This window comes from Alphaproteobacteria bacterium, assembly GCA_030739735.1.
In the GTDB taxonomy this organism is placed as follows: domain Bacteria; phylum Pseudomonadota; class Alphaproteobacteria; order UBA7887; family UBA7887; genus UBA7887.
This window is the reverse complement of record JASLYQ010000033.1, coordinates 1-16,202: the sequence shown is the minus strand read 5'-3', so window position 1 is coordinate 16,202 and position 16,202 is coordinate 1. Positions and strand designations below refer to the sequence as shown.

The 16,202-nt window shown below is 63.1% G+C and carries 17 protein-coding genes; 11 read left to right on the top strand and 6 right to left on the bottom strand.

Annotated elements, in window-relative coordinates; all coding sequences use genetic code 11:
• Positions 1–94 precede the first annotated feature (94 nt).
• From QF629_12680 to QF629_12665, 4 genes are all read left to right on the top strand, one after another.
• Entirely contained in the window at positions 95–889 is a 795-nt protein-coding gene (locus QF629_12680; protein MDP6014379.1) for an FAD binding domain-containing protein, read from the top strand.
• Entirely contained in the window at positions 880–1,794 is a 915-nt protein-coding gene (locus tag QF629_12675; GenBank protein MDP6014378.1) for a MoxR family ATPase, read from the top strand. The genes QF629_12680 and QF629_12675 overlap by 10 nt, the downstream gene beginning before the upstream one ends.
• Complete coding sequence (locus tag QF629_12670; GenBank protein ID MDP6014377.1) at positions 1,791–2,867, top strand: C45 family autoproteolytic acyltransferase/hydrolase; 1,077 nt, start codon at positions 1,791–1,793, stop codon at positions 2,865–2,867. The genes QF629_12675 and QF629_12670 overlap by 4 nt, the downstream gene beginning before the upstream one ends.
• A gap of 214 nt (positions 2,868–3,081) precedes the next feature.
• The gene (locus QF629_12665; GenBank protein ID MDP6014376.1) at positions 3,082–3,891 is read left to right on the top strand and encodes a crotonase/enoyl-CoA hydratase family protein; all 810 of its coding nucleotides are present in this window, start codon (positions 3,082–3,084) and stop codon (positions 3,889–3,891) included.
• A 327-nt stretch (positions 3,892–4,218) separates the two neighbouring features.
• Here the strand turns inward: QF629_12665 and QF629_12660 are convergent, their stop codons facing one another.
• Positions 4,219–4,992, bottom strand: a complete 774-nt coding sequence (locus tag QF629_12660) for an SDR family oxidoreductase (protein MDP6014375.1) — start codon at positions 4,990–4,992, stop codon at positions 4,219–4,221.
• A gap of 322 nt (positions 4,993–5,314) precedes the next feature.
• Here QF629_12660 and QF629_12655 point away from each other — a divergent pair, with 322 nt between their 5' ends.
• From QF629_12655 to QF629_12625, 7 genes are read left to right on the top strand one after another with little or no spacing between them, the layout of a single operon-like run.
• Entirely contained in the window at positions 5,315–6,526 is a 1,212-nt protein-coding gene (locus QF629_12655) for a VWA domain-containing protein (protein MDP6014374.1), read from the top strand.
• Positions 6,507–6,839, top strand: a complete 333-nt coding sequence (locus tag QF629_12650) for an XdhC family protein (GenBank protein MDP6014373.1) — start codon at positions 6,507–6,509, stop codon at positions 6,837–6,839. Before QF629_12655 ends, QF629_12650 begins: the two co-directional genes overlap by 20 nt.
• Before the next feature lie 2 nt (positions 6,840–6,841).
• Positions 6,842–7,549 carry an XdhC family protein gene (locus QF629_12645; GenBank protein MDP6014372.1) on the top strand — a complete coding sequence of 236 codons (708 nt, stop codon included), beginning with the start codon at positions 6,842–6,844 and terminating at the stop codon, positions 7,547–7,549.
• Positions 7,546–9,162, top strand: a complete 1,617-nt coding sequence (locus QF629_12640) for a molybdopterin-binding/glycosyltransferase family 2 protein (protein ID MDP6014371.1) — start codon at positions 7,546–7,548, stop codon at positions 9,160–9,162. Before QF629_12645 ends, QF629_12640 begins: the two co-directional genes overlap by 4 nt.
• A complete protein-coding gene (locus QF629_12635) occupies positions 9,162–10,385 on the top strand; it encodes a SufS family cysteine desulfurase (GenBank protein ID MDP6014370.1) in 1,224 nt (407 codons plus the stop codon). Before QF629_12640 ends, QF629_12635 begins: the two co-directional genes overlap by 1 nt.
• 3 nt (positions 10,386–10,388) lie before the next feature.
• Positions 10,389–10,820, top strand: coding sequence for an iron-sulfur cluster assembly scaffold protein (locus QF629_12630; GenBank protein MDP6014369.1), 432 nt, complete (start codon positions 10,389–10,391; stop codon positions 10,818–10,820).
• Positions 10,817–11,959 (top strand): cobalamin-independent methionine synthase II family protein, encoded by a 1,143-nt coding sequence (locus QF629_12625; GenBank protein MDP6014368.1) that lies wholly within the window; start codon positions 10,817–10,819, stop codon positions 11,957–11,959. Before QF629_12630 ends, QF629_12625 begins: the two co-directional genes overlap by 4 nt.
• Before the next feature lie 14 nt (positions 11,960–11,973).
• Here the strand turns inward: QF629_12625 and QF629_12620 are convergent, their stop codons facing one another.
• From QF629_12620 to pdxH, 5 genes are read right to left on the bottom strand one after another with little or no spacing between them, the layout of a single operon-like run.
• Positions 11,974–12,834 carry a universal stress protein gene (locus tag QF629_12620; protein MDP6014367.1) on the bottom strand — a complete coding sequence of 287 codons (861 nt, stop codon included), beginning with the start codon at positions 12,832–12,834 and terminating at the stop codon, positions 11,974–11,976.
• Between the two features lie 35 nt (positions 12,835–12,869).
• The gene (locus QF629_12615; protein MDP6014366.1) at positions 12,870–13,571 is read right to left on the bottom strand and encodes an AAA family ATPase; all 702 of its coding nucleotides are present in this window, start codon (positions 13,569–13,571) and stop codon (positions 12,870–12,872) included.
• A 9-nt stretch (positions 13,572–13,580) separates the two neighbouring features.
• Positions 13,581–14,402, bottom strand: a complete 822-nt coding sequence (locus QF629_12610; protein MDP6014365.1) for a phosphotransferase — start codon at positions 14,400–14,402, stop codon at positions 13,581–13,583.
• A 12-nt stretch (positions 14,403–14,414) separates the two neighbouring features.
• On the bottom strand, positions 14,415–15,293 hold the full coding sequence (locus tag QF629_12605) for a cation diffusion facilitator family transporter (protein ID MDP6014364.1): 879 nt from the start codon (positions 15,291–15,293) through the stop codon (positions 14,415–14,417).
• Between the two features lie 26 nt (positions 15,294–15,319).
• Positions 15,320–15,919 (bottom strand): pyridoxamine 5'-phosphate oxidase, encoded by a 600-nt coding sequence (pdxH, locus tag QF629_12600; protein MDP6014363.1) that lies wholly within the window; start codon positions 15,917–15,919, stop codon positions 15,320–15,322.
• Positions 15,920–16,202 lie beyond the last annotated feature (283 nt).

The window sequence follows — 16,202 nt, the reverse complement described above, 5'->3', positions numbered from 1 at the left end:
CCATGCCGAGCTTGGCGCGATCGATGCGTCTGTAGCGCCGCAGGCGGTATGGCGAGCAATCCAGGCACAAGCGGCCGAGTAGAGGAAGGCTTACATGTACGACTTCACTTACCAGCGTGCCACGTCCCGCGACGACGCCGCCGTTAAGCTAGCGGCCGCCGCCGAGGGCGCATATCTGGCAGGCGGCATGACCCTGCTCGCTACCATGAAACAGCGCCTGGCGAACCCGAGCGATCTTGTTGACCTCGGCGGCATCGGCGATCTCACCGGAATCCACCGCGATGGCGATAGCGTCGTGGTCGGCGCCATGGCCAGCCACGCTGCCGTGGCCGCCGACGCGGATTTGCGCTCAGCCATCCCGGCACTCGCCGATCTCGTGGGCGGCATCGGCGATCCGCAGGTGCGCAACCGCGGTACCATCGGGGGCTCCATCGCCAATGCCGACCCGGCTGCGGACTATCCCGCCGCCGTGGTCGCGTTGGGGGCCACGGTGTGCACCACAGCGCGCGAGATCGCGGCCGACGACATGTTCACGGGCATGTTCGAGACGGCGTTAAACGAGGGCGAACTGATCACCGAGGTGTCGTTCCCGGTGCCAGAAGCGGCCTGCTACGCTAAATTCGCCAACCCCGCCTCGCGCTATGCCATCGTCGGCGTGATGGTGGCGGTGACGGGCGGCAGCGTGCGCGTGGCGGTTACGGGCGCCGGCAGCAGCGTATTCCGTGCCGCAGACATGGAACAGGCGCTGGCGGACAATTTTTCGGCGGATGCCATCGCCGGGGTCAACGTGCCCGCAGACGGCCTCAACACCGATATCCACGCCGCCGCCGACTATCGTGCCCATCTGATCAACGTGATGGCCAGACGTGCCGTGACCGGATGCCTATAGGCGAGCTACCGGCGAGTGTCGACGCTGCCGTAGAACTGCTCGCCGGCGGCCACTACATCGCAGACCGCGGTCTTGCGACCTCGGTATTTCTGGCCTTGTCCATGGGCCGCCCGCTGTTCCTTGAAGGCGAGGCCGGGGTCGGCAAAACCGAGATCGCGAAGGTGCTGGCCGAGCAGCTCGGCCGCCGCCTATTGCGCCTGCAATGCTACGAGGGCCTAGACGTGGCGGGCGCTGTTTATGAGTGGAACTATGCCGCCCAGATGATCGAGATTCAGGCGGCGAAGGCGGAAGGTGTCGCCGGCCGCGCGCGGCTCTCGGATGACGTCTTCACCGAGCGTTTTCTTATCAAGCGCCCAGTGCTGGAAGCGCTCGAACCCGATGCGGCCGGCGCACCGGTGCTGCTGATCGACGAGCTCGACCGCGCGGATGAGCCCTTTGAGGCATTTCTCCTCGAAGTGCTTGCGGATTTCCAGGTCACCATCCCCGAACTCAGCACCATCCGAGCAGTGACCCCACCCATCGTAGTGCTAACCTCGAACCGCACGCGCGAGATTCATGATGCCATTAAGCGCCGCTGCCTTTACGCCTGGATCGACTATCCCGATGCCGCGCGGGAAACGGAGATTCTTGCCGCGCGCGCACCGGGGGTAGGTAAACGCCTGTCGGGCCAGGTGATTGCCTTCGTGCAACGCCTGCGCGAGATGGACTTGTTCAAGAAGCCGGGCGTCGCCGAGACCATCGACTGGGCCAATGCGCTGATGCGCCTCGACCACACCGATCTCGACCCACGCACCGTGGACGAGACGCTTGGCGCCCTGCTCAAGTACCAGGACGACATCGCCCGCGTGCAAGGCTCGGAAGCCGCGGCGATCATCGAGAAAATACGAGCTGGGGCTGCCGTATGAGCAACCTTCCCCTGATCAATCTGTCCGGTAACGCGCGCACGCGCGGCCGCACCCACGGCGAGGCCTTGGCCGACTCGGCCGCCGCCAATGTCGAGACCTATCTGGCACGTTTTGCCGCCGGCGGCATCACACTCGAGGATGCCTTGGCCGAGGGTGCCCGCTGGCAGAAACGCATCGAGACATTCGATCCCGTCTATGCGGAAGAGATGGCCGGGATTGCCGAAGGCGCACACCTCGATCCCGTCGCCATCGCCATGCTTAACGCGCGCTGGGAGCTGAGCTACACGCTGTTTGCCCGCGAAGCGATGGGCTGCACCAGTTTCGCCGCGCTCCCCGAAGTGACGCGCAGCGGCACCACATTGATCGGCCAGAACTGGGACTGGCTCGACGGCCTGCTTGGCCACATGGCGGTGTTGCGCTGCAGGCGCGACAACGCTCCCAATTTCGTTTGCATCACGCAGGCCGGCATTGCCGGCGGCATCATGGGCTTGAACGAAGCTGGCGTGGGCCTGGTCGTCAACGGCATGACCACCGACCACGAAGGCACTGAGCTCGAGCGCAAGCCCTTTCACCTGCGCGTGCGCGAGATATTGAGCGCCGAAAATTTTACCGATGCCCTGAAAGTCGTGGTCAGCACCCCGCGCGTCTGCTCGGGAAACTATTTACTGGCCCATGCCGATGGTGAAGCCATCGACATTGAGGCCGCACCAGACGACGAAGCCATGCTGTATCCAGAAGATGGCATGCTCACCCATGCCAACCATTTCGAGAGCCTAGACGTCACCTCTACCCTGCAGCGCAACAGCCCTAGCACCCTGTTTCGCGCCCGGCGCCTCGCCCGCCTCATGCGCCAGGCTAACAGGCCCATCGATATCGCGCTAATGCAGGAGCTGTTCACCGACCATTTCAGCTACCCATCAGGCATCTGCCGCCACTCCGACGACAGCGAACCCAAAACCAACCGCACGGCGACAGTCGTCTCTGTCATCCTAGACTTGGAGAACCGCGTGCTCCACGCCAGCAATGGCCCACCCTGCGAGAACGCCTACGCGGAATATCCGCTGGCAAGCTGAGGTGCGTGGGGAGTAGGTCAAAAGACGGCTTGCCGCGATCCTGGCGGCCTATGTCGCCGGCGACACCAAACACATGGCCACGGATAAGGCGGCAACGGTCGCCGCGTCGTAGAATTGTTGTATCCGCTTAGCAATTGCTACTATTTTGCTTCAAAGAATGTCCGTAGCCGTTCAGCGTGCGATGCTGAGCGTGTTCGGTTGCGTGGGAGCAAAAATGACCGTTAGGATTGAGAAACGGGATAATGTTTGGACGATCGTGCAGAGTCGGCCAGAGGCGCGCAATGCGGTCACTCCCGAAACAGCGGCCTTGTTAAGCGAAGCGTTCGAGGAGTTCGAGCGAAGCGAGGAAGCGCGCGTCGCCGTCTTTTATGGAGACGGTAGCGCATTTTGCGCTGGATGGGATCTGAAGTACGCCGCGTCTCTCACCACTGAAGATTTCGAAAAGGACATTGTCGAGAGACACGGTTTCCGGGTCGGTGCCGGTCCGGTGCCACGCGCGCTCATGGGACCGACGCGCATGGAATTCAACAAGCCTGTGATTGCCGCAATCAACGGACCAGCGGTTGCCGGGGGCATGGAGCTTGCCCTGCTTTGCGATATGCGTGTCATGGGTGAGACCGCCTATATGGGGGTCTATTGCCGCCGATGGGGTGTTCCGCTGATGGACGGCGGAACCGCCCGGTTGCCCCGTCTAGTCGGTCAGGGCAAGGCATTGGACCTAGTGTTGACCGGACGTAAAGTCACCGCGCACGAATGCTACGAGATTGGGCTATGTGAACGGGTGGTGCCCGATGATGAGGTGCGACAAGTCGCCGAGGCAATCGCACATGAGATATCCCGATTCCCCCAGGCAACCATGCTGGCGGATCGCCGATCAGTCATCGACGGGTATGGCCTTTCGTTGCGCGATGCGATGAAGCAAGAATGGTCTAACGCGATCGACACCTTGCGCCAAGAGGGCATAGCGGGCGCCGGTCGATTCAGTAAAGGCGCTGGCCGGCACGGCGACTTCGATAACATTTGAGATTAGGCAAAGGCAGCCTACAGCGATAAAGATTCATTGTATGCAAAGGATCTGAAGCGAGTTTTACGGCCCAGGAGCCCAGGCTCGTGATTCATTAGCCAATTTGCAGTTATGGCAGATAATAGCGTGCTCGTCGTGGTCGAAAAGATCACCGGCACGACCTCGGCAGTACTGGCAATTCAGAAAGAAGCCGCCGGCCTCAAAGCGCCTGCTGGCGAACAACCCTAACTTTCGCATCGGCGATTACGGCGACTGGCCTTTCCCGGCCCCCAGCCACCCCACCGCTTGCGCAAAAGCCTGCGGCGGGCGAGACGGCCAGAATAGCCCTCACACAACCGCGCACATGCCACCATCAAGATTGACCGCAACGCCGGTGATGTAGGCGGCACGAGCGGAGACGAGGAAGGCGGCAAGATCGGCGAACTCTTCCGCTTCGCCGATGCGCCTCAACGGCACGCGCGGAGCCAGCTCGGCGTAAAACTCATCGATATTCCGGTTGCCGGCGCGGCGGTCCCATTGAGCGCTTTTGAGCAAGCCGATGCAAATGGTGTTCACGCGGATGTTGTCGCCGGCATATTCGTTGGCTAGCGCTTTGGTCAGGTTGATGCCGGCGGCACGGCTGAGCGTGGTCGGCAGGGCGGCACCGGGCGGCGCCTTAGCACCCACGATGGTGGCGTTGAGAATCGCTCCGCCGCCGCGTCCGCGCAGGATCGGAATGGTCAGGCGGCAGAGCCGCACCGCGCCCATCACCTTGAGGTCGAAATCGGACTGCCAGTCCTCGTCCGGCACCGCCTCAAAGCTCGCGGCGGCCGATTTGCCGGCGTTGTTGATGACAACGTCGATACCGCCAAAGCGCTCGCTCGTGGCGGCGACGAAGGATTCGACATCCGTCGGTATGGAGACATCGGCACGATGTGCCAAAATCTGGCCGCCTGTGGCCGCAGAAATGCGGTCCGCCGCCTCGCGCAAGTGCTCCTCCCGGCGGGCGCAAATAGCGACCTTGCAGCCCTCCTCCGACAGCCGGCGCGCTGTCGCCAGGCCAAGCCCGTCGCTACCGCCCGTGATCATCGCTACCTTGTCCTGTAAGCCGAGATCGAACATCGCACCCTCCCAAGTTTTGACGCCCAAAGGAGGCCCCAATCCGCACCCCCGGTCAAGCTGTGCCACAATTCTCCTATGCGCGGCCCACGCCGTGTGCCGATGGTCGCCATTGAGCATATAGGGCGAGAGTATTTTGGAAATAGCTGGAGATAGGTGGAGATAGATAACAGTCACCGAACTCCTGACAGAGTGAATTACGAAACGAACCCAATTACTATTTTTGCATGGAATTCAATAGCTTTTGCCCGGATTAGCGGTGGCGCGGGCTGTGTCGGTCGGGAAGGCACTTGCGACGGGGCTGGCTTCGCGGCACAGTCGCGCCATGTCGGAAATACCATGTCCCGCGGCAACGGCCGATGGCGGCCAGCTTGCGCGCAACGTCATGCATTTCTGCCGTTGCCTGCGCGTGGCCGGCCTGCCCGTCGGGCCGGGCAAGGTGCTCGATGCGCTGGCGGCGGTGGAGCGCACGGGGCTGGCTAAGCGCGACGACTTCTATTGGGCGCTACATGCCAGCCTGGTAGCGCGCCACGACCAGCTTGAACTGTTCAACCAGGCCTACAACGCCTTTTGGCGCCGCCCGGATTTGCTGGAGCGTCTGCCTGGGTTGCTCGATATCGCGCCCGTCGCAGCACCGTCGCCGGTCTCGCGGCGCGTCGCCGAGGCCCTCTCAAGCACCCGCATATGCGGCGGCGATGGCGAGGACGGCGAGGCGGACGCGGATGCTTTGCTCACCGCTTCGGGCCGCGAGGTGTTGCGCAAGATCGACTTCGAGCGCATGAGCGCGGACGAAATCGCCGCCGCCAAGCGCGCCATCACGCGCCTCGTGGTGCGCATGAAGCCCTTGCCGACCAGACGTTTCGCCGTTGACGCTCGCGGCCGGCGGATCGACATGCGGCGCTCCTTGCGCACAGCCTTGCGCTGTGGCGGCGAGAGCATTCCGCTAGTGCACCGGCGACCGCGCCGCAAGGCCCCACCGCTTGTCGTGCTCTGCGACATCTCGGGCTCCATGGGCCGCTATTCGCGAATACTGCTGCATTTTCTGCATGTGCTTGAGAACGCGCGCGGGCGCATCCATGCTTTCGTCTTCGGCACACGGCTCAGCAACATTACTCGGCAGCTGCACAACAAAGATGTCGATGTAGCGCTCGATGCCGTGATCGAGACCGTCGAGGACTGGTCTGGTGGCACCCGCATCGGCGACTGCCTGCACGCCTTCAATCGCGATTGGTCGCGACGCGTGCTGGGACAGGGTGCACTGGTAGTACTAATATCCGACGGCCTCGACCGTGCCGGCGGCGAGGGCCTGGAGGCCGAGATGGAGCGCCTACACATATCCTGCCGGCGGCTCATCTGGCTCAACCCGCTGCTGCGTTATGAGGGCTTCGAGCCCAAGGCGGCAGGGGTGCGCGCCATGCTGCCGCATGTTGATGATTTCCAACCGGTGCACAATCTGCAAAGCCTGGATATGCTGGCGCACACGCTCGCAGGTGTGGAGCGCGATGAAGGAGAGTTCCATGAGCGTTACCGGAAATGACCACGACGACATTCTCGGCACCACCGCCCGTTGGCGTGATGATGGCCACGGCGTGGCACTGGCCACCGTCGTCACGACCTGGGGCTCAAGCCCACGACCCGTCGGTAGCCAGATGGCCATCGCCGAGGACGGCGCCATGATGGGTAGCGTCTCAGGCGGCTGCATCGAAGGCGCCGTGGTCCGGGAAGCGCTGGAAGTGATCGCGGAAGGTGCCTCGCGCCTGCTCGACTTCGGTGTCAGCGACGCCCAGGCCTGGGAAGTCGGCCTGGCCTGCGGCGGCAAGGTGCAGGTGCTGGTTGAGAAGGTCGAATAGCCATGTATAGGCAAGCCCTCGATGCCCTGCTCAACGCCCGAGATGAAAAGCGCCCCCTGGCGCTCGCCACAGCGCTAGACGGCTCGGGCCAGTGGCTGATCGGCCCGGATCATGCCGAGGATGCCCCCGATAGCATCATCGCGGAAGCGCGCAAGGCGCTCGACATGGACCAGAGCCGCACCATCGAAGGGCCGGACGGCCCGGTTTTCATTCAGGTGCACAATCCGCCCTGGCGCATGATCGTGATCGGTGCTGTGCACATCACCCAGCCGTTGGCCCAGATGGCGACTCTGGCCGGCTACGAGTTGACCGTCATCGACCCGCGCGGCGCTTTCGCTACCGCGGAGCGGTTTCCCGGCATCGACGTCTCCGACGAGTGGCCGGACGAGGCGCTGGAGCGGCTCGCGCTCGATGCGCGTACCGCCGTCGTCACCCTGACCCACGATCCCAAGCTCGACGACACGGCGCTGGCAGTAGCACTCAAGTCACCCGCCTTCTATATCGGTTCGCTGGGCAGCAAGAAGACCCACGGCGCGCGCCTAGAGCGGCTGACCGAGGAAGGCTTCGACAGGACGGCGCTGGCGCGCATAAACGGCCCCGTCGGGTTAGCACTCGGGGCCCGCTCGCCGGCTGAGATCGCTGTCTCAATCCTGGCCCAGGTTATTGCCGCGCGGCGCCAGCCGGCGCAGCCTGCTCAACGCGCCGCATGAAGTTCGGCCGCATTGGCGCCGCCGAGGCCGAGGGTGCGATCTTGGCGCATTCCCTGCGCTTGGACGCCGGTGTCTTCAAGAAAGGCCGCGTGCTCTCGAGCGACGATGTCGCGGCGCTGGTCGAGGCCGGTGTCGAAACCGTCGTCGCGGCACGGCTTGAGACGGGCGACGTCCCGGAGGACACTGCGGCCAAGCGCATCGCCGATACCCTCGCTGGACCTGGCACGAGAGTCGCCGCCGCCTTTACCGGCCGCTGCAATCTGCTGGCGGAGACAGAAGGTCTGCTGGTGGTTGATGCCGAGCGCGTCGATGCCCTCAATCGCATTGACGAGACGGTCACGGTCGCCACCCTGCCGCCCTATGAGCGGGTGGCCGCGCGGCAGTTGCTGGCGACCGTCAAGATTATCCCGCTCGCCGCCGCAGAGGCGAGCGTGGCCAAGGCGGAAGCCTCAGAACCGCTGCTGCGCGTAGCGCCGTTCACGGCCAAGACAGTAGGCCTGGTGATGAGTGAACTGCCCGGCACCAAGGCCTCGGTGCTAGCTTCTACGCGCGAGGTGTTGCAGAGCCGACTTGCCCGCGTCTGCGCCAGCCTGGGCGCGGAACGCATCTGCGACCACGACGAGACCGCCATCGCCGCAGCTGTCGGTGAGGTGGTAGCCAAAGGCGTCAATCTGGTCATCGTCAGTGGCGCCTCCGCCGTGGTCGACCGCCGCGACGTGGTACCGGCGGGAATTGAGGCCGCGTGTGGCAGCATCGATCATTTTGGCATGCCGGTAGACCCTGGGAACCTGCTACTACTCGCTCATATGACAGAGACGGGCTTACCTGTGATCGGCATGCCGGGCTGCGCCCGTTCGCCCAAGCTTAACGGCTTCGACTGGGTGCTGGAGCGCCTCGCCGCCGACCTCACTATCAGCGCGTACGACATCACGCGCATGGGCGCCGGTGGCCTTCTCAAGGAGATCGTCAGCCGGCCGCAGCCGCGGACGCACACGGTGGCGGAGCGTGAGACTCCACATGTTGCAGCCCTCATGCTCGCCGCCGGGCAGTCGCGGCGCATGGGCGCGCGCAACAAGCTTCTGGAAGAGGTCGACGGTACTACTATGGTTCGCCAGGCAACAGAAAATGTGTTGGCCTCGCAAGCACGCCCGGTCGTCGTGGTCACCGGACACGAAGCGGAGCGCGTGCGCACGGCGTTGGCTGGTCTCGACGTCACCTTTGCCCACAATCCCGACTATGCCCAGGGCCTAAGCACCAGCCTGCGTGCCGGCCTCAGCAAGTTCACCGGCGACGTGGACGGCGCCCTGGTCTGCCTCGGCGACATGCCGCAGGTGCGCGCGGCACAGCTCGACGCTCTTATCGCCGCTTTTGACCCGATCGAAGGTCACGCCATATGCGTGCCCGTGGTCGGTGGCAAGCGCGGCAACCCGGTGCTCTGGGGCTCGGAGTTCTTCGCACAGATCGGGAGCGTGGCGGGCGACGTCGGCGCCCGGCACTTGATAGGCGAAAACGCCGCGGTGCTGTGCGAGGTGCCGGCCGACGGCGACGGCGTGCTACTCGACATCGACACTCCGGAAGCGCTCGACGCATTCCGCAACCGGCGAAGCGCCTAATGGCCTTCGACGTTACCCGTTTGCGCACCGAATTCCCGATCTTACAACAGCGAATCAACGACGCACCCCTGCATTATCTCGACAACGGCGCAACGGCGCAGACGCCCCAGGCCGTGATCAACGCTATGCTTGCGCACGAGACGATGGCGCGGGCAAACGTGTTGCGCGGTGTCCACACGCTCGCCGAGCGCGCCACAGGTGCCTATGAGGCGGCACGTGGTGAGGTGGCAGCGTTTGTCGGTGCGGGGGATGTGAGCGAGGTGATCTTTACCGGTGGTACTACGGCCTCGCTCAACCTCGTCGCGCGCAGCCTCGGCGAGACTTTAGGCAAAGGCGACGAGGTGGTTATCTCCTTGCTCGAGCATCATTCCAACTTTGTACCCTGGCAAATGTTGCGCGAACGAAAGGGCATCGTACTCAAGGTCGTGCCGATCACAATCGATGGTGTGATCGACCTTGACGCTCTGGAGAGAATGCTGAGTGCGCGCACAAAACTGATCTCTCTGGCCCATGTCTCAAACGTTACCGGTGCCATTCTCGACGTGCCTCGCGTTGTCACAGCGGCCAAGGGAGTCGGTGCGCTGGTTATGCTCGACGGCGCACAAGCCGTGCCGCACGGGCCCGTCGATGTAACTGCTCTCGGCATCGATCTCTACGCCTTCTCCGGCCATAAGATGTATGGGCCCAACGGCATCGGCGTACTCTGGGGCCACGCAGCGCTGCTCGACGACATGCCACCTTTCCTTGGCGGTGGCGAGATGATTCGCGAGGTAACACTGGAAAAGACCACCTACGCACCCGTGCCGCACAAGTTCGAGGCGGGTACGCCGCCGATCGCCCAGGCCGTGGGGCTGGGTGCTGCTTGCGGCTGGATACACGCCCTCGACCTCGGTGGCGCCAGAGCGCATGTGACACAGCTCTGCACAAAAGCGCTTGAAGGGCTGAAAGCCATCGACGACGTCACGATCAAGGGCCCTGCGGGCAACCAAGACCGAGCGCCGGTGATCTCCTTCACGATAGAGGGGCTGCACCCGCACGACATATGCACCCTACTCGATCGGCACGGGGTTGCGCTGCGCGGCGGCCATCACTGCGCTCAGCCATTGATGGATCATTGGGACCTCGACGGCACCACCCGTGCCTCTCTCACCTTCAGTAACAATGACGCCGACATCGATGCCATGCTCAGCGGCCTCGACGAGGCGATCTCACTGCTGCGGTAAGCCATGTCTGACGAGCTCTATCATCAGGCCATCGTGACGCTCGCTCGCGACAAAAGCCATGCTGGGCACCTCGAGGCCGCGTCAGGTGAAGCCACTATCACCAACCCTTTGTGCGGCGACCGGGTGAGGGTGGAAGTGACGCTATCTGATGACAGTATAGATGCCGTAGCATATACCGTGCGTGGCTGTCTCCTCTGCAAGGCGGCAGCAGCGATGATTGGTCAGGCCGCGCCGGGTTGCACACCCGCTGCTGCACGCTCGGTGGCAGGCCAGGTCTCGGCCATGTTGAAAACCAACGGGGCGGTGCCGGACGGCGCATGGGCGCTGGTCGCGGCCTTCACGCCGGTGATCAATCACAAGAGCCGACACGATTGCGTCGACCTACCATTCCAGGCCTTGGTCGCGGCGCTCAATGATGCGGAGACGAAGACATGAGCGACCGCATCCTCACCACCCATGTCGGTAGCTTGCCACGCCCGAATGACATGCTGGCGCTGCTCGACGCGCGTGACCGCGGCGAACTGCTGGACGACGCAGCTTTCGCCGAGACCGCGGCACGCGCGGTGGCCGACGTGGTGGCACGCCAAGCCGCGCTCGGCATCGATATTCTCAGCGACGGCGAAATGGCCAAGACCTCTTACGCTACCTATCTTACCGACCGTCTATCGGGCTTCGGCGGCCGGGCCGAGAAAGGCCCGGCAGCACGCGACCTACTCGACTACTTGGCCTATGCCAAACGCCTGGTGGAAGCGGGCGGCACGGAGAAAACGCTCGCCGGTGCCGCCTGCAACGCCCCATTGGCCTTAAAGGACCCGCAGCCGCTCAAGCGTGATATTACCAACTTCGCCGCCGCGCGCACGCCGCACCCGAGGGCCGACGGTTTTCTCAGCGCCTGCTCACCAGGGGTGGTCACGATCTTCCTACAAAACCAATACTACCCCTCGCACGAGGCCTATCTCGATGCCCTGGTGCCCCTGCTCAAGGACGAATACGAGACCATCGCCGCCTCGGGCGTAGTGTTGCAGATCGACTGCCCAGACCTCGGTATGGGTCGCCACCTGGTGCACGCAGACAAGAGCACAGAGGATTTTTGCAAGGTGGCGGCACGGCACATCGAGGCACTCAATGCGGCCACGGCCGATATCGCACCAGAGCGCATGCGGCTTCATATTTGCTGGGGTAATTATGAGGGCCCACATCACCATGATATCCCACTGAGCGATATCATCGATCTGGTCTATGCGGCACGCCCCGCCGGCATCTCGATCGAGGGTGCCAATCCGCGCCATGAGCACGAATGGGAGATCTTCGCCGATAAACCTCTACCAGACGGCAAGGTCATCGTGCCCGGGGTGATCGATTCAACAACCAACTATATCGAGCATCCGCGCCTAGTCGCCCAACGCATCGAGCGCTTCGCCTCGCTGGTAGGGCGCGAGCGCGTCATCGCCAGCACCGACTGCGGTTTTGCCACCTTCGCCCACCATCCCAGCGTCGACCCCGAAATCGCCTGGGCAAAACTGGGTGCGCTCGTCGAAGGAGCAAGTCTGGCGACGGAGGCGTTGTGGAAGTAATTGATATAGATTAATTAGTGTGCCATGACTACTGGGATAGTAGCCTCTGCCAAGACCTGGCGGGTGACGCCGCCAAGAACGAGCTCGCGCAGGCGACTGTGGCCGTAGGCCCCCATCACCAGCAAGTCGGCGCCGAGCTCCGATGCCTTTTCGAGCAAAAGTGGGGCCACGGCGCCTTTACCGCCCGGCAGTATCAGGTGCTCGCTGGCAACACTATGGCGGGCGAGATAATCGCAAAGCGCATCCGTCGGCGGGTGCCGCTTGCCACTCTCGTCTACACCAATGGCGAGCACACGCCCGGCGCGGCTAAGCAGTGGCAGCGCGTCAGTCACCGCACGGACGGATTCACGGCTGCCATTCCAAGCCACCAAAGCCGTGCCACCGATGGCGTTAAAATCGCCGGTACCAGCCAGAAGCAGAGGTCGCGCGGTCTCAAACAGCACTGCCTCGATGGCGCCGTCAGTTTCGTCGCCGCCGGCGGCCGGGGGGGCGATGACAACGACGTCCGCGAGTCGCCCATGATAGGCGATGCGGTCGGTGGCCAGCGCCACTTCCTCGTGCCAGCGGGCACAGGCGCCGGGCACGGTCTTGTCGACGGCAGTATCTATGCCCTGGGCACGGCTGCGGGTCTCAAAGCTCTGGCGGGCGCGCGCCGTGCGCCGCTCCGACTCGCCACGCGCCGCATCGATAACGCTCTCGATCATGGGCGGTGACATACCGTCAACGGCCAAACGCACCGCGTCGCGCGGGTCGGGGCGCACAATCAGGCCGTTGACGCAGGCTCCGAAGGTTCGGCCCAAGGTGAGTGCGGCGTCGGTCACAATATCGTCCGCTTCGTTGCCATGCAATAATGCCAGAATGCTCGCCCAGGTCATCGTCGCAGCCTCCTTACCGATAGTTTAACATGCCATCAGCGCGCTTCGATACCGGCGCGCGCCACGCGCGACAGCGCTGCCGTCCGCATCTCGGATGCTGTACCGCCAGCATCGAGATGGGCCCAGCCGACATCGCCGGTACCGCGAGCAAGTTGGCTTTCGAGCACCGCCATTGTGGCATCGGACGCATCTCCCTGACGCGCTTCAACACGCGAGCGCAAGACCGGGGGAGGCGCTTCCAGCCAAAGCCCGCAGAACGGTACGCCCACAGCCGAGGCTAGGGCTGCCGCAGCCTGCCTCTCCTCTGCATCACCGTGCACCGCATCGAGAATGACAGTGGCGCCCGCAGCCAGGGCTTGTCGGGCTAGCCCTTGCAAATGGGCATAAACTCGCCGCGTCACATCGCCAGAATAGGCAATCTCGGCGAGCGGTGCCTCGGGCGCCACACCCATCAGGCGCTTGCGTGCCACGTCACTGCGCAATATCACAGCCCCGGGGGCGGCCCCCAAATCGGGCGCAATGCCCGCTGCCAACGATGATTTTCCCGTACCGGAATAACCGCCGATAGCCAGCAAGGCCGATGGCGCTCGCTCGAACAACGCGGTCGCCAAGTCGAGGTAGGCACGTGCCGCATCGCCCTGCCCGCCATACCCTTCCGCCGCCTCTATGGCGCTGACCATCGCCCTCACCCCGGCCCGTAGAGATTGGAAGAACGGCAGCAACGCGAGACCACCCATGTCCTCGGTTCAACCGAGATAGCGGTTGAGAACGAGATTGGCTGCCCAGCCCATGTCCCGATGCTGCAAGTCCATGAGCAGAAACGCGAGATCGTAGAGCACGTCGATGCAGGCGATATCGGGATTGAACTCGATGCCGTCGAACAGAGTCGGGCGGCCGTCGATTAAGCAGATGTTACGCAGATGCAGATCGCCGTGACACCAGCGCACGCGGCCTGTCGCTCGGCGTGAATCCAGCAGCGTCGCATGGCGCTCCAGGGCCTGCTGCCACAGGCGACCTATGGTGTCGACGGTGCTCGCCACAAATAGCCCGTCACCTTCGCGCAAGGTTTCCACATTTCCAGCAATGACATGCGCCATGCTGTCGCGCCCGCCCGTGTCGGGGTGCGGTTCTGCAATGTTGTGGAAAGCTGCGATGGCGTCGGCAAGATCCCGCAGCTGCCGATCTTCGAGCGCACCGCGTGCGGCCAAGCGGTCGAACAGGGTCTCCTGGTCGAAGCGCCGCATGACCACGAGCCAATCGACCGGCTCGCCAACACCGTCGAGCGCCAAGCTGCCGCCTTCGTCTCTGGTCACCGGAATAACGGCCAAATAGAGTGAAGGCGCAGCGCGCCTGTTCAGCGCCAGCTCGGCCTCGCAGGCGGTCTTACGCCTGGTGACGGTCGAGAAGTCAAGAAAGGCAAAACGCACGGAGCGCTTGAGCTTATAGGCCCTATCGCCAGCCAGAAAGACGTGCGCGGCGTGGGTCCCGATCTCCTCAACCGCCTCACCATCATGGTTCACCGGGTCGCGTAGAAACGAAAGAATCTCGCTTTGGTCTTCGATGATCATTGCCGCATCGCGCTAATGGCGCGCAAAATCTGGAATGGGCTCGACGATGTCATCGGGATCCTGATGAATGATTACCTCGGCGCCGCGAAAGGCCTTCATGATCATCACCTCAACCTCATCAGAGATGACATGGGCGTCGTGCAAGGTCATCGAGGCCGACAGCTCCAAGTGCAGCTGAATAAAGGGCTGCAGACCCGAGCGCCTTGTACGCAGGTCGTGCACGCCGCAGACCGCTTCATGGGCATACGCTATGTCGAGAATGCGTTGGCGATCCACCAACGAGAACTCCTTATCCATCAAAGCATCAAGCGAGGTTCGGCCAATACCCGCGGCGCCATATAGGATGTAGACGGCAATGAGCATGGCCACCACGGGATCCATCCAACCTATGCCGCCAAAAGTGCTCGAGACCAGGGAGCCGATGATCGCCACACTGACTAGCAGGTCGGCCCGATAGTGCAGTGAATCGGCCCTGATGGCGGTGGAACGCGTTTTACTCACGACATGCATCTGGAAGCGGACCAGGCCCGCCGTGAGCACCACGGACACGACCATGACGGTGATTCCTATATCGCCGTGGCTGACTTCCTGGGGCGTGACCAGACGGGCGATCGATTCGAATATCAGAAACACGGCGGAACCGGCGATGAAGGCGGCCTGGCTCAGCCCGGCGATCGATTCCACTTTGCCATGACCGAAGCGGTGCTCCTCATCCGCCGGCGTCAGGGCGTGGCGCACAGCGATCAGATTGACTATCGAAGCAAAGGCATCGAGCACGGAATCAATCAGCGAAGACAGAATGGCCACCGAGAAGGTCGTGAACCAAGCCCCGAGCTTGAGCACGATCAGGATCAGCGCCACCGTTACCGAGGCGTACGTGGCGGTCCGCATCAGGCGTGCCTTATCCGGGCTTGTGCTCACGGATAAAGTCTCTCGGTCTGCCATTGCTGTGACTCCGTGCCACCCCGACTGTAAACTAGCCGGTCGTGCAGGCGGAAGGCACCGGAACGCCAAAACTCAATTCGCAACGGCGTCAGACAGAATCCGCCCCAGTATGCCGGTCGTGACACCTCGCCAAGCCCAAATTTAGCGGCATATTTGGCGACCTCGCGCTCCAACGCGTGCGGGGCCTCGAGCGGGCGCGACTGCTTGCTCGCCCAGGCGCCAATACGGCTTTTCCTATCGCGGCTCGCAAAATAGGCGTCAGCGACATCCTCCGGGACTTGGGTGACGGGTCCTTCTATGCGCACCTGACGGCACAGGCTCTTCCAGTGAAAGCCAAGCGCAGCCTGGGGATTAGCCAGCAACTCCCGGCCCTTGCGGCTTTCGACGTTGGTGTAGAAGACAAAGCCGTCAGCATCCGCGCGCTTGAGCAACACCATGCGCACCGAGGGCGCGCCGTTTGCGTCCGCAGTCGCCAGAGACACGGCATTGGGATCGTTGGGTTCGCTCGCCTGCGCTTCATCGAGCCAAGTGTTGAACTGAGCGATCGGGTCTCCACTGACCGGTATCGTCATTTTTGCCGCGTGGTCCTTTATCCTGCCTAGGTGAGCCCCTATATGTTAGACTAGCGTGAGATAAGTCCACGGTTTTTGAGGGCTTTGGCCCCGTGCCGTGGCGACGCTCCGGAAGCAAACGACGAGGACAAATGCAATGAAAGCTTTAAAGGTTTTAGTCGTTGCAGTAACGATCGTTTCACTCGGCGCCTGCGTGCAAGGCAAAGGCGACAAGGAAGTTGCGGGCACCCTCTTAGGTGCAGCAGCTGGCGGCGTGATCGGCTCGCAAATCGGTAGCGGTACT

Coding starts and splice junctions, on each gene's coding strand:
- QF629_12680 (MDP6014379.1), top strand. CDS start 95: ATGTACGACTTCACTTACCAGCGTGCCACGTCCCGCGACGACGCCGCC.
- QF629_12675 (MDP6014378.1), top strand. CDS start 880: ATGCCTATAGGCGAGCTACCGGCGAGTGTCGACGCTGCCGTAGAACTG.
- QF629_12670 (MDP6014377.1), top strand. CDS start 1,791: ATGAGCAACCTTCCCCTGATCAATCTGTCCGGTAACGCGCGCACGCGC.
- QF629_12665 (MDP6014376.1), top strand. CDS start 3,082: ATGACCGTTAGGATTGAGAAACGGGATAATGTTTGGACGATCGTGCAG.
- QF629_12660 (MDP6014375.1), bottom strand. CDS start 4,992: ATGTTCGATCTCGGCTTACAGGACAAGGTAGCGATGATCACGGGCGGT.
- QF629_12655 (MDP6014374.1), top strand. CDS start 5,315: ATGTCGGAAATACCATGTCCCGCGGCAACGGCCGATGGCGGCCAGCTT.
- QF629_12650 (MDP6014373.1), top strand. CDS start 6,507: ATGAGCGTTACCGGAAATGACCACGACGACATTCTCGGCACCACCGCC.
- QF629_12645 (MDP6014372.1), top strand. CDS start 6,842: ATGTATAGGCAAGCCCTCGATGCCCTGCTCAACGCCCGAGATGAAAAG.
- QF629_12640 (MDP6014371.1), top strand. CDS start 7,546: ATGAAGTTCGGCCGCATTGGCGCCGCCGAGGCCGAGGGTGCGATCTTG.
- QF629_12635 (MDP6014370.1), top strand. CDS start 9,162: ATGGCCTTCGACGTTACCCGTTTGCGCACCGAATTCCCGATCTTACAA.
- QF629_12630 (MDP6014369.1), top strand. CDS start 10,389: ATGTCTGACGAGCTCTATCATCAGGCCATCGTGACGCTCGCTCGCGAC.
- QF629_12625 (MDP6014368.1), top strand. CDS start 10,817: ATGAGCGACCGCATCCTCACCACCCATGTCGGTAGCTTGCCACGCCCG.
- QF629_12620 (MDP6014367.1), bottom strand. CDS start 12,834: ATGACCTGGGCGAGCATTCTGGCATTATTGCATGGCAACGAAGCGGAC.
- QF629_12615 (MDP6014366.1), bottom strand. CDS start 13,571: ATGGGTGGTCTCGCGTTGCTGCCGTTCTTCCAATCTCTACGGGCCGGG.
- QF629_12610 (MDP6014365.1), bottom strand. CDS start 14,402: ATGATCATCGAAGACCAAAGCGAGATTCTTTCGTTTCTACGCGACCCG.
- QF629_12605 (MDP6014364.1), bottom strand. CDS start 15,293: ATGCGGACCGCCACGTACGCCTCGGTAACGGTGGCGCTGATCCTGATC.
- pdxH (MDP6014363.1), bottom strand. CDS start 15,919: ATGACGATACCGGTCAGTGGAGACCCGATCGCTCAGTTCAACACTTGG.